9 protein-coding genes are annotated in these 12,738 nt (G+C 60.2%); all 9 read right to left on the bottom strand.

What is annotated here, in order from left to right:
• Positions 1–5 precede the first annotated feature (5 nt).
• Entirely contained in the window at positions 6–1,313 is a 1,308-nt protein-coding gene (gene ftsZ, locus HMPREF2820_RS05000) for a cell division protein FtsZ (RefSeq protein WP_070603089.1), read from the bottom strand.
• 267 nt (positions 1,314–1,580) lie between these two features.
• Positions 1,581–2,357: a cell division protein FtsQ/DivIB gene (locus HMPREF2820_RS04995; RefSeq protein WP_070603087.1), complete on the bottom strand. Its 777-nt coding sequence runs from the start codon at positions 2,355–2,357 to the stop codon at positions 1,581–1,583.
• A gap of 4 nt (positions 2,358–2,361) precedes the next feature.
• A complete protein-coding gene (gene murC / locus HMPREF2820_RS04990) occupies positions 2,362–3,855 on the bottom strand; it encodes a UDP-N-acetylmuramate--L-alanine ligase (protein WP_070603085.1) in 1,494 nt (497 codons plus the stop codon).
• Between the two features lie 13 nt (positions 3,856–3,868).
• Positions 3,869–5,041: an undecaprenyldiphospho-muramoylpentapeptide beta-N-acetylglucosaminyltransferase gene (gene murG, locus HMPREF2820_RS04985; protein WP_070603082.1), complete on the bottom strand. Its 1,173-nt coding sequence runs from the start codon at positions 5,039–5,041 to the stop codon at positions 3,869–3,871.
• A gap of 4 nt (positions 5,042–5,045) precedes the next feature.
• Complete coding sequence (ftsW, locus tag HMPREF2820_RS04980) at positions 5,046–6,854, bottom strand: putative lipid II flippase FtsW (protein WP_070603080.1); 1,809 nt, start codon at positions 6,852–6,854, stop codon at positions 5,046–5,048.
• On the bottom strand, positions 6,847–8,325 hold the full coding sequence (gene murD / locus HMPREF2820_RS04975; protein ID WP_070603078.1) for a UDP-N-acetylmuramoyl-L-alanine--D-glutamate ligase: 1,479 nt from the start codon (positions 8,323–8,325) through the stop codon (positions 6,847–6,849). Before murD ends, ftsW begins: the two co-directional genes overlap by 8 nt.
• Entirely contained in the window at positions 8,322–9,428 is a 1,107-nt protein-coding gene (mraY, locus tag HMPREF2820_RS04970) for a phospho-N-acetylmuramoyl-pentapeptide-transferase (RefSeq protein WP_016423002.1), read from the bottom strand. Before mraY ends, murD begins: the two co-directional genes overlap by 4 nt.
• Complete coding sequence (gene murF, locus HMPREF2820_RS04965; RefSeq protein WP_048731182.1) at positions 9,429–10,955, bottom strand: UDP-N-acetylmuramoyl-tripeptide--D-alanyl-D-alanine ligase; 1,527 nt, start codon at positions 10,953–10,955, stop codon at positions 9,429–9,431.
• 132 nt (positions 10,956–11,087) lie between these two features.
• Positions 11,088–12,662: a UDP-N-acetylmuramoyl-L-alanyl-D-glutamate--2,6-diaminopimelate ligase gene (locus tag HMPREF2820_RS04960; protein ID WP_070603076.1), complete on the bottom strand. Its 1,575-nt coding sequence runs from the start codon at positions 12,660–12,662 to the stop codon at positions 11,088–11,090.
• Positions 12,663–12,738: the final 76 nt, after the last annotated feature.

Here is a 12,738-nt window from a genome sequence, read left to right as displayed (position 1 = left end):
ATTTCTTAGAAGCCCCACTCCGGCAGGTCACTGGAAGCCTGGTAGCCGCCACGACGGTCGTCGCGGTCATCGCGGTGAGCACCACGGTAGTTGCGGTTTTCCTGCGTACGCGGTGTCGGGTTATCGGTGAACAGACCACCGCTGTTCGGGTTGGTGCGCGGGACAAAGCGGTCGCGATCCTCACGCTCGCGCGGCTGTGCGACCGGGCGCTCTTCCTCCGCACGCGGGGCCGGAGCGCCGAGGTTGTCACCGCCCGGCAGTGCGCTGCCCTGTCGCGGTGCCTGCTCAGCGGCCGGACGCGCCTCGGCATCCTGTGTAGCCGGACGTGCAGCGGCACCTGCGGCTGGCTTGTCCAGCGGGTTTCCGTTACCCTGCTCAAAACCGGTAGCAATCACAGTGACGCGAACTTCGTCACCGAGGTTGTCGTCGATAATGGTACCGAAGATGATGTTGGCATCCGGGTCAGCCTTTTCCTCCACGATGGACGCGGCGGCATTGACCTCCATCAAGCCGAGGTCGGAGCCACCGGCGACGGAAATAAGCACACCCTGTGCACCATCCATGGTGGACTCCAGCAGCGGGGAGTTAATTGCCTGAGTAGCGGCGTTCATCACACGGTCGTCGCCGCGCGCGGAGCCAACGCCCATCAGAGCCGAGCCAGCCTCAGCCATTACCGAGCGGACGTCGGCGAAGTCGACGTTAATCATGCCCGGAATGGTAATCAGGTCGGTAATACCCTGGACACCGTTGTAAAGAATCTCGTCAGCAAAGCGGAACGCGTCCATCATGGACAGATCCTGTTCACCAATCTGCAGCAGACGCTGGTTCGGAATGGTGATAAGGGTGTCACAGACCTCCTTGAGGGTTTCAATGCCCTCGGCGGCCTGGCGCGCACGGCGCTTGCCCTCAAAGTCGAACGGCTTGGTTACCACGCCGACGGTCAGGGCACCGGACTTCTTGGCGATGCTCGCGACAACCGGAGCTGCACCGGTACCGGTTCCACCGCCCTCACCTGCGGTAACGAAGACCATGTCGGCGCCCTTGAGGGTCTCTTCAATCTCGTCCTTGTGGTCTTCCGCGGAAGTGCGGCCAACCTCGGGGTTAGCGCCAGCTCCCAGGCCACGAGTTGCCTCACGCCCAATGTCGAGCTTGACATCAGCGTCGGAGAACATCAGGGCCTGCGAGTCGGTGTTGACTGCGATAAATTCGACACCCTTCAGCCCCTCCTCGATCATGCGGTTGACAGCATTGACGCCACCGCCGCCGACACCGACGACTTTGATAACGGCGAGGTAGTTATTCGGGGAGGTCATTGCGCGTTTCTCGCCCTTTCCTATAGGTCCTAAAAATTTCATCTAGCCACGTTGCACATGGGCCGCACGACAGCATTGGCACCGCCGGGCAGTACAGCTCTCCATGACACCGCACGGAAGAAGTGCATCATGGCCGAAAAGCTGTTGACCCCATTGTGGTCGAAAACTGCAAATAATTCAGCGACCTTTTAGCGCGTGTCGCTACCTTAAACCTGCACTTGAGGGATAGTGTTTAGCCACAGAAATCACTCCAGACACCACCATTCTCTACTCTCCCTTAGCAGCGGGTAGTCGGGGGTTGGAGACATTCCAAATCTTCTCGCCACGGTTCAGCACAATCTCCGTCGCGCGTGCCTTTTCTGCCGCATTATCCGAGGACCCGAAGTACACCTCGTATCCATCGGTCAGAAATAGCTTGATTTCTGCCTCGGAAGGCGCGCTAATCCGCTCCACACGGTGTACGACGGGCTCCGGCAACGCCTTGACGACGTTCAAAACCGCCTTGATAACGCGCGGTTCGGGGTCAACTTTGCCGTCTGTTGGCTCATCCACACGAGGTGCATCAACAACCTCGATGACACCCGGCGGCGGGGCTGCCGTGACGAACTCCTGACCATTTGCGGAAAACAGATGCTCTCCGTCAGTGGCACGGACAAACACCACCGGGGTGAATTCCCGTACCGAAATAGTCACGCCCTGCGGCCACGAACGACTGACCGTCACGCTATCGACCCACGGCTGCCCCGCCACGGAGCGCGCTGAGGCATCCGTGTCCAAGCGAATGAGCTTTTGATTCTCGGAGATACCACTGGCCTCGACAATCGCGTCTTTATCCCCGTGGACGACGCCCTCAACATCGATGTTTTTCACAACCAGCCACGGCGAAAACCACACCACCGCTGCAACGATGGCGATAATCGCGACCAGGCCACCGCCGATGAGCCAGCCGCGTCGCGGGGCGCGCGCTGAACGCCGACGCCGCGACGCTGTTGTGCCCCGGCCTGCACCGTCGGTCTGCTGAGATTGCTTTCGGCTGGTTTTCACAGTGCTACGACTCCACCTGTTCGTCGTTGTCTCCGCTGAGCTCGCGCACGATTTCGTCGGCAAGCATCGTCACAGAGCCAGCGCCGATGGTCAGAATGACATCGTCCGGTTCGGCGATTTCGCGAACGCGAGCCGGGACGCTGGTGAAATGCGGCTCATACGTCACAGGGATGGTCATTTTGTTGGCAATGAGCGCGCCGTCGACGCCCGGCAGTGGCTCCTCGCGGGCGCCGAAGACATCGAGCAATACGGCCTTGTCCGCCAGAGACAGGGCGGCAGCGAACTCGTCGGCAAAGTTGCGAGTACGCGAGTACAAGTGAGGCTGGAACACAGCGATGACCTTGCCATGACCGGCCTCGGTGACCAACTCCCGAGCTGCGCCGAGAACTGCGGAGACCTCGGTCGGGTGATGCGCGTAGTCGTCGTAGATACGAGCGCCAACAAATGGCCCCTCGCCGATACTGCCGTGGTAGTCAAAGCGGCGACGGACACCGGTGAATTCACCGAGACCGCGCGCCATACGCCCCAAATCTGCCCCGACGCAGTCGCCACCAACCATTGCGGCCAGCGCGTTGAGCGCCATGTGACGGCCGGGCTGATGCAGTTCAAACCTCACCGATGTCGAGCCAACAGTGGCCTCCACGCGGGCACCACCACCGACGGGAGTCCAGCCGTGCAAAACGGCACCGACCGGCAGCGTCGGGTGTTTAGCCAAGGCTTCTTCCCCACCATAAGCCAGCACGTTAATGCCGCGCTCCACCGCGCGCTCGCCCAATGCGGCCGCATGCGGATCCTCAGCACAGATGACCAGATGACCGCCATCCTTAATGCGCTCTGCAAAAGCGTCAAAGACGGCGCAGTAGGTCTCGTCGTCACCGAAAAAGTCAAGGTGATCGGGCTCGATGTTGGTAATTACGGCCACTTCCGGCTGGTAGGTCAACAGCGAGGCATCCGACTCATCGGCCTCAGCAACAAAGACATCGCCACTGCCCTGGTGAGCATTGACACCGGCCTTGCTCATCAGACCGCCAACGGCAAAAGACGGATCCAAACCAGCTGCCTGCAAAGCGGCGACGGTCATCGACGTAGTCGAGGTCTTGCCGTGAGTACCGGCGATCAGGAGAGCCTTGGAGTCCTGCATCAACAGCGCTAACACATCGGAGCGCTTGAGCACCGGAATGTCCAGCTCATGTGCACCGGCTAGCTCCGGATTCGTCTTCGGAATAGCTGCGAAGGAAATGACCACTGCGTCCGGCAGCTCTCCCTCGCCAGCAAGCTCAAGATTCGCACGGTCATGCCCAATGGCGATGGTGGCTCCCATCGCACGCAGTCCCACCACCGCGCGGGACTCCTTGACATCGGAACCGGTAACACGAATGCCACGCGCCAACAGGATGCGAGCGATACCGGACATACCGGCACCGCCAATGCCAATCATGTGGACACTTGCGGGCAGCTCTCCCGTTACCGGCTGAAAGTCATCGAAATTAACGTTCATGTTTATGCTCGCTTTACTTCTTAGAGTTCACAGCCGCAGACAGCACCCGACGGGCGATGTTCTCCGCAGCGTTACCATGTCCAATGTTGGCCAGGGCGCGGCGCCCGTCGGCAAGCTTTTCTGGGGACGTGACCAGCGGAATCACGATATCCGAAACTGATGCCGCAGTCAGCGACTCGTCGGCGATGAGAATACCGCCACCAGCATCGATGACATCGGTGGCGTTGAGCGCCTGTTCCCCATTTCCGTGTGGCAGCGGAACGTACACCGCAGGCAAGCCGACAGCTGAGACTTCAGCCACCGTCATCGCACCGGAACGGCACAAAATCAGGTCAGCGGCGGAGTATGCCAGATCCATCCGGTCGATGTACGGCACAGCGACATAGGGGGCGTCCTCGCGGATGGACTCGACCTCGACGTGATTCTTCTTGCCGTAGGCATGCAGTACAGATACACCGGCGTTGGCGAGCTCTGCGGCTGCACCGGTAACAGCTTCGTTGATGGAACGTGCCCCCTGCGAACCACCGGTGACAAAGAGCACCGGACCCTCCTGCGGTAAACCAAAGAACTCGCGGGCTTCGGCACGCTTGGCGTCGCGGTCCAACGCCGCGAGACTGGCACGCACGGGATTGCCAACAACCTCGGCCTTCAGGCCAGAGCCAGTCACGGCAGCCAAACCGACGCCCCCGAGTGCGACACCGAGCTTATTGGCCAGGCCCGCACGGGCGTTGGCCTCGTGAACCAGGAACGGAATCTTCTTCCCCGCACGGCACGCCATGTAGGCCGGTGCCGATACGTAGCCACCAAAGCCGATGACCGCATCAGCGTCAATGCGCTTGAAAACCTTGCGGGTCTCACGCACCGCACGAGCGACGTTGAGAGGCAGCTTGAACAAATCCGCAGTCGGCTTGCGCGGCACCGGCACTGGCGGAATCAGCTCCAGGTCATAGCCTCGCGCCGGTACGAGGGTTGACTCCAACCCCCGATTCGTACCGAGTGCAATGACGCGGGCATCCGGCTGCAGTTTCAAAATCGCATCCGCTACTGCCAGTGCAGGTTCGATATGGCCAGCCGTACCACCGCCGGCCACCACAATGGTCGGAGCAGAGCCATCTTCCTTGAGAAACTGCTCAGACTCCGAAGCGCCTTTCGCCCCAGCGGCTGCGCCCAGATTCTTGTCTGCCATGGTGTTATCGATTCCTCCTCCGCGGTGCTGAACCGCCGTTCCTATTGTTTCGGCCCGGGCGCTGGCGCGAACGCGACTGTCCGCCACGACCTTCGCCCCGAATCCTACTGCCCCGGCCTGAGCTTGCCGACGACCAGGAGCCCTGTGACCGTCCAGTCCGCGGCGACCTCGCTGTAAAACCCCGCGTCCGTCCGTCGTCACTACGAGGGGAATAATCCACTTCGCGGCCACGAACGCTGCCCGAGTTTCCGGAGCTGCCGGAGGTTCGGGAGCCACGCTGCGGGGTGGCACCTCGGCCACTGCGGCTGCCTCCACTACGGCCGGCCCGGTTGGGTCGGTCAGCTCGGCCACTGTAGGTTTCCCGCACCTGCGCCCCCTCGCCACGTGGAGTACGCGCTCCACTGGTCACCACGGGTGGACCAAAGCGTTGCGGATCGCGATGGGCACGCACCTTCGGCGCGTGGCGACGCGATTCGTCATACGGGATTGGTTCCGGAATACCCAGGAACCTGTCCAGCCCCGGACGCCCCGAAGTCTGCATTGCAGAGACTGCCTCCGATTCGTGGCGGGCACATGTGGCCAGCAGACCCATCGAGAACAACGTCACCATCGCCGATGTACCACCAGCGGAAATCAGCGGCAGCTGCAGACCAGTCACTGGCAACGCACCAACGACGTAGCCGATGTTGATGAAAGCCTGCACCACGGTTGCAGCAGTAATCGTGCCCGCGAGCAGACGGAGAAACGGATCGTTCTGACGACCGGCGATACGAAGTCCCACCCAGCCGAGCGCTGCGTAGAGCAAAATAACCATCAGCGCGCCGAGGAAACCAGTCTCCTCACCGATAATGGCGAAAATGAAGTCATTTTTCGCCTCCGGTAGGTATCCCCACTTCGCGCTCGACTGACCAAGACCGACACCGGTGAGAGATCCGTCGGCAAGCGAAAGAAAGCCTTGGTAGGACTGATAGGCATCTCCCTGCACATCGTTGAAGTTACCGAGCAGCGAGTCCAAGTAGACCCTGATTCGCGCCGAACGGAAACCCGCGGTGACGGTAAAAATCACCAGGGCGAAAGCCGCAGCGGCAAGCAGCCCGGTGATGAATACTCGCGGCAGGCCAGCAAACCACGCCAACGCCACCACGACGAACGCCATGGAAGCAACCATGCCGAGGTCACGCTGCAGCATCACCAGTGCCAATATCACGAAGCTGACCGCACCGAACAGCCCGAACAAATCGGTATAGGACACAGCGGTGCGGACCTTTTCAGCCAGCAGCTTCGAACCCCACAGTGCCAGCGCAATCTTCGCGATTTCTGATGGCTGCATGGTGATACCACCAATACTCAGCCACGAACGCGCACCGGTTTCCTCCAGGCCGATGCCGATACCAGGGATAATCACCAAAACCAGCAGCACAAAGGACAAAATCAGCGCTGCTGTCGATAGCGAGCGAATCAATTCCACCCGCATTCGCAGCACGATCCACATGGAGATGAGACCCGCCACCACCATGACCAGCTGACGGATGAACACCGACCACACGCTGCCCGAGTCATTACCCGCGCTGGCCATGGATGCCGACAGCACCATCACCAGTCCGATTGACGTCAGCAGCGCGACGATAATCATCAGTAGGTGGTAGTCGAACAGCGGACGCGACTTCCAGTCGTTAAAACGCTCCACCCACGCCGGCCGCTCTCGAGCACTAGAGCTTGACGACGAGGGCCGCTGTGAACTGGTAGCCTTCGTCCCCTTTTGTGCCGTCGCGGCGCTAGCGCTTAAATTACGAGCCTTGCGGGAGTTATCCATCAGTTGACGTCACCTTCTGCGCCCATTGCGCGAACAAGTCGCCACGTTCAGCCATACCGGAGTACATGTCCAAGCTGGCGGCAGCTGGTGCCAACAGCACCACATCCCCAGGGTTGGCATATTCACTAGCTGCCATACAGACCTTTGCCATGGCATCGACCTTGTCGGTGTCATCAATGACAACGACCGGCACAGCAGGTGCGATGCGGGAGAGCGCATCGCTGACTAGTTGCCTATCGACGCCCAGAACCACGGCGGCCTGCAGGCGGTGAGCATGCTTCGCCACTAGCGGCGAGATTTCCGCGCCCTTGAGCTGGCCACCGACGATCCAAACGACACGCTCATGACCGGACAGTGCAGCGTCGGCAGCGTGGGGGTTGGTGGCCTTGGAGTCATCAATCCACACGACATCATTTGCCTTATGGACAATCTGACCGCGGTGTGCGCGAACTTCGAAAGTCTCCAATGCCGCTGCAATTTGCTCCGGTGAGGTACCGATACTGCGCGCCATCGCAGTGGCGGCCACCGCGTCGAGAACACCTGCCCGGCCGGGAGGAGAAATTCCCGCTACCGGTGCGATGACAATGCCCGGACCAGAGTCGTCAGCTGCGGCATCGCCGCCGCCAAAAGCACGGTCGACAATCATGCCGTCGCGAACTCCGACCTGGTGTGCCTCCGGGGGACCATCGGTAAAGCCCACGACGGAGTTGCCGAGCTCGTCGTTTTTCAGCATCTTTTCCACGTGCTCGACGACATCTGCGTCATCCGCACCGTAGATTGCGACAGTACCGCGCAGCGCACGGGTCTTGTCCAGACCGTAGTTTTCGTAAGAACCGTGCCAGTCGATGTGGTCTTCCGCCAGGTTCAGCAGTACTCCCGCATCTGGGCGAATGTTTGGAGCCCAGTGCAGCTGGAAGCTGGACAGCTCTGCGGCCAACACCTCGATACGAGGCTCAGCAGTCAGTGCGTCGTACAGGGCCACACCAATGTTGCCCACAGGTGCGCCCTGTTCCCCGAGCATGGCGGCCAGCATGGAGGTGGTTGTGGTCTTGCCGTTAGTGCCGGTGACTACCAACCAGGTCCGTTTCGGACCCCACAGCTGGGCACAGTCGCCGGCGAAAGCCAGCGCCACATCACCGAATACCGGGACACCGGCCTCAGCGGCGGCGCCGAACAGCGGACTGGTCGGACGCCACCCCGGGGAGGTCACGATCGCAACCGCGTCGGCAAGCTCGTCGCGAGCGTCTGCGGTTGTGACATGCCGAACCGAAAAGTCAGCGGCAACCAGTGCGCCGAGCGCGGAGTCGTCCACGACGACAACTTCCGGACAGCCGATGTCCTTGAGCATCGCAATGGCACCGCGACCGGAAACTCCGGTTCCTGCCACCAGAACTCGACCAGAGCGCACCGTAGCGACTAAGTCGAGATTTCGGATATCGGTGAGGTTGGTCGGGTCTGGTGAGTTAATCATTGAAATACGCCTACCTGAGAGAGCCAGTCACTGTAGAAGATGGCTGCGCCAATCATGTTGAAAATGCCTGCGAGTAGCCAGAAGCGAACGACAACAGTTGTCTCCGCCCAACCTCCGTTTTCGAAGTGGTGATGGAGAGGAGCCATGCGGAATACGCGCTTGCCAGTCGTCTGGAAAACCGCGATCTGGATTGCCACGGAAGCAACTTCCATCACGAAGATGAAGCCAATGATAACCATCAGCAGCTCAGTCTTGGTGACAAATGACAGACCCGCTACCAAACCGCCAAGAGCCAACGAACCGGTATCTCCCATGAAGATCTTTGCCGGCGCTGCATTCCACCACAGGAAGCCCAAGCAGGCGCCCAGACCCGCGACGGAAATAACGGCGATATCCAGTGGATCTCGGACGTTGTAGCAACCGCTACCCAACGAAGCCTCGCAGGAGTTACGGAACTGCCAGAAGGAAATGAGCGTGTAAGTGGCCAGCAGCAGCGCGGTGGCGCCAGCGGCCAGACCGTCAAGGCCATCAGTGAGATTGACGGCATTCGTCCATGCGGCAATGACGATGAAGACAAATACCAGGAAGACAATCATGCCGAACCACACCGGTCCCGGTGCCAGATTCAGGAACGGAATATCTCGAATCAGCGACAAGCTCGTCGAACCGGGAGTCAAGCCAGACGCATCCGGGAACTGCAGCAGCAGCACGCCGAAAATCAGCGCTGCCGCCAGCTGCCCAACCAGCTTCGCTGTCTTGTTCAGCCCCAGGTTGCGTCCTTTGTAGAGTTTGATGAAGTCATCGGCAAAACCCAATGCGCCCATCGCCAGAACAAGGAACATCACCAACAGACCGGAGGCGGACGGCCCCACGCCAGTCTGGATATACGTAACGAGGTGTGAGAGGAAATAGCCAGCGACGATTGCGGCGATGATGGCGATGCCGCCCATAGTCGGAGTTCCCCGCTTGCGCAGGTGGCTCTTCGGCCCTTCTTCACGGATCTCCTGGCCAAGACCTTCAGCAGAGAATTTGCGAATAAGCACTGGTGTTAAAAAGACACTCACCAGAAATGCAATCGCACCACTGAGAATAAGTTGAATCACTTACTTTTCCTCTCCGCTTTCACCTTCGGGCGTAGTCCCAACCTTGGCAGCCAGCGAGTCCGCGACCCGCCACATACCGTCCGCATAGGAGGCCTTGACTAACACCACATCGTCCGGACGCACCTCGGCCGCCACCAAATCCGCGGCAGTGGATGTATCCGGCACCCTAGAAGTATTTAACCCCAACTCTTCCGCTTTGTCGGCCAGGGCATGCACATTAGAACTCTCTCCGACTGCAATTAGTCGATCGATGCCGCGGCCCACAAGGTACTCGCCAAGCGACGAGTGCTCATCTTCAGCGGAATCACCAAGCTCACCCATCTGTCCCAGCACGGCCCACGATGAGGCGTCCTGGTGCGTTGGGCCAGCTGCTGTACGTGCCAGAGCGTCAATCCCCGCACGCATCGAATCAGGGTTGGCATTATAGGAGTCGTTAATTACGACGATATTGCCAGTGAGCTGCTGGACATCCATGCGCCGCTCTGACGCTGCCACATGCGCAGCCATCGCCTTTGCGACCTGCTCAGCATCAATACCGGACTCCACTGCCACCGCAATCGCCGCCAGGGCATTGGCCACTTGGTGCGCACCATAGACCTGCAGTTGGATCGGGAATGTACGCCCATCCGGTACATGCAGGTCAAAAGATGCACGAGCAAAATCATCGAGCTGCACATTCGTGGCGCGGTAATCCGCGGTTGCGTGGCGTTCGGAGTTCTCATCGGCAGAGAAGAACACCACCTTCGCCTGGGTACGCGGAGCCATGCCAGTGACGTAGTCATCGTCGGCATTGAGTACGGCCACACCGCCCTGCTCCGCAGCCGGCAGCGCTTCCACGAGCTCGCCCTTAGCCTGCGCGATTGCCTCGCGCGAGCCAAACTCACCAAGGTGCGCCGTGCCAACATTGAGCACCGCACCAATGGTCGGTGGCGCAATGCGCGCCAGGTGGGCCACATGCCCAATTCCGCGTGCGCTCATCTCCGCAACCAGGTACTTCGTCTCCGGAGTGCACTGCAGCACCGTATACGGATGCCCAATTTCGTTGTTAAAGGACCCCTTCGGCGCCACCGTCGGACCGTCGGTACGCAGCAGCGTCGCCATCATGTCCTTCGTCGACGTCTTTCCCGCCGAACCCGTCACACCGACAACATGCAGCTGATCCTTCTTCAACTCGTCGACGACGTAACGCGCCAACTTACCAAGCGCTTCCAGCACCGCCGCCCCGGAACCATCCGGATCGTGTGCAAATGCGTCGGCATTGGAGTCCTGCTTACCAAGGGGCTTGACGACGACCGCAGGTTGCCCAACATCTCGTGCCGCCAGTGCCATCGTCGCTCCAGCTGCTACAGCCTGATCGATGAAGTCGTGGCCGTCGACACGCGCGCCCGGCAGGGCGAGGAAGAGCGAGCCTTCGCGAATCTTTCGGGAATCGAATTCTGCGGGCTGAGTCACTGTGGCGTCATCATTGACGTGGGCGAGTTCACCTCCCACGATGTGAGCGATTTCCGCGGCGGTCAGGGCAATCATGATGTCTATAGTCCTTGTTGGTTAGAGTTCCAGGCGCCTAGTAAAGGATGATTTCTTGATTTTATTCGCCTACCGCGAATGGTTCGCGGTAGGCATGTCAGGTGGTGCGCTTCCTCAGCGATTTCAGCAATCTCAATCAGCGGATCCCTCCAGTCGCTGTGTGAGTGCTTCGGCCAGCTGTTCACGGTCATCGAACGGGTGAATCACGCCACCGATATCCTGGCCGGTTTCGTGTCCCTTGCCTGCCACCACGATGCTGTCGCCGCTGTGGGCGAGCTCGACGACACGGCGAATTGCCTGGCCGCGATCGCCGATTTCCTCAACAACCGTGTCAGAACTGGCCTTGCCGCTGGCAACGGCTTCCTTCGCACCGGCGACCACGGCCGCACGGATTTCAGAGGGCACCTCGGAGCGTGGATTGTCATCGGTGATGATGACGACATCGGCACCGCATGCAGCCTCAGCTCCCATAATTGGACGCTTGGCGCTATCGCGGTCGCCACCGGCGCCGACGACAACCAGCACGCGACCTTCGGTCTGTGCACGCAAGGTGGCCAACACTTCAGCTACTGCGGCTGGCTTGTGGGCATAGTCCACCACAGCCAGGAAGTCCTGTCCGCGGTCGATGCGCTCCATGCGGCCTGGCACACGCACCTGCGCCAGGCCGCTCTTGGCCGCGTCATTGGCATGCCCAATCGCATCGAGCACAGCCCATGCGACTGCGGCATTGGCAACGTTGAAAGCACCCGGCAGAGGAACTTCCACCTCAACTGTGTCAGTGTTGTTTCGCGTTAGCTCCACATGTTGGACACCGTTGGTGGCGACAGTGGCTGCAGCGGCGTGCCATTCTGCAAAGACCTCGGCAGCTGGCGTCTTGTCGGTTACGCGATGCTGAGTATGGACAGTGGTGACTTGGACATCCGGGTCGCCGGCAGCGATATCTGCCATGCGGACACCCCAGTCGTCGTCGATGCACACGACAGCCTTCGGTGCATGTGTCGGACCTGCCGGATCAAAGAGCTTGGCCTTGGCTTGGAAATACTCTTCCAAGGTCTTGTGGAAGTCCAGGTGATCCTGCGAGAGGTTGAGGAAACAGCCGACGTCGAAACTGACTCCGTCTACACGCCCCAACGACAGTGCGTGAGAAGAAACCTCCATGACAACGTGCGTCACACCTTCGGAGAGCATCTGGTGGAACAGGCGCTGGAGGGCCGGAGCCTCTGGGGTAGTCAGGCTCGACGGAACGGCACGGCCATTGATGCGCGTGCCGGTAGTACCAATGATGCCTGTCGAGCAGCCAGCTGCCAGCAGCGCGCCCTCCAGCATGTAGGTCGTGGTGGTCTTGCCAGAGGTGCCGGTAACCCCAATGATGGTCAGTGAATCCGAGGGGTGATCGTATATTTCTGCAGCAACGTGCCCCATGACGCCCCGGACATCGTCGACAACCAGGACTGGGCGCGTCTCCCCTGCTTCCCGCAGGATTTTCAGACCTTCCTCATCAGTCAGGATCGCTGTAGCAGCCGACTGCTGCGCGTAGCGCGCACCGTGCGTGCGAGTACCTGGGACGGCAGCAAACATTCCACCTTCAGGCACTTCGGCAGCGTTGAGTTCGATCGCGGCGATATCCGCTCCTGCCGCCGCGGATTCGGTAATGCCGTCAAGTCGGCCATGCGCGAGGTTACACAATTTCGCAAGGGTGGCGGTCATTGGCTGTTCCCTCTTTCAAGTCAGTCGTTGGTGTACAACAAATTGGAAAAATTCAAGAGATTCACTTTGCAGAAAC

This window comes from Corynebacterium sp. HMSC064E08 (genome assembly GCF_001811805.1).
In the GTDB taxonomy this organism is placed as follows: Bacteria; Actinomycetota; Actinomycetes; order Mycobacteriales; family Mycobacteriaceae; genus Corynebacterium; species Corynebacterium jeikeium_D.
The sequence above is the reverse complement of the archived record's forward strand: the minus strand, read 5'-3'. Positions and strand labels throughout refer to the sequence as shown.

Coding starts and splice junctions, on each gene's coding strand:
- murF (WP_048731182.1), bottom strand. CDS start 10,955: ATGATTGCCCTGACCGCCGCGGAAATCGCTCACATCGTGGGAGGTGAA.
- murC (WP_070603085.1), bottom strand. CDS start 3,855: ATGAACGTTAATTTCGATGACTTTCAGCCGGTAACGGGAGAGCTGCCC.
- murD (WP_070603078.1), bottom strand. CDS start 8,325: ATGATTAACTCACCAGACCCGACCAACCTCACCGATATCCGAAATCTC.
- HMPREF2820_RS04960 (WP_070603076.1), bottom strand. CDS start 12,662: ATGACCGCCACCCTTGCGAAATTGTGTAACCTCGCGCATGGCCGACTT.
- ftsZ (WP_070603089.1), bottom strand. CDS start 1,313: ATGACCTCCCCGAATAACTACCTCGCCGTTATCAAAGTCGTCGGTGTC.
- ftsW (WP_070603080.1), bottom strand. CDS start 6,854: ATGGATAACTCCCGCAAGGCTCGTAATTTAAGCGCTAGCGCCGCGACG.
- murG (WP_070603082.1), bottom strand. CDS start 5,041: ATGGCAGACAAGAATCTGGGCGCAGCCGCTGGGGCGAAAGGCGCTTCG.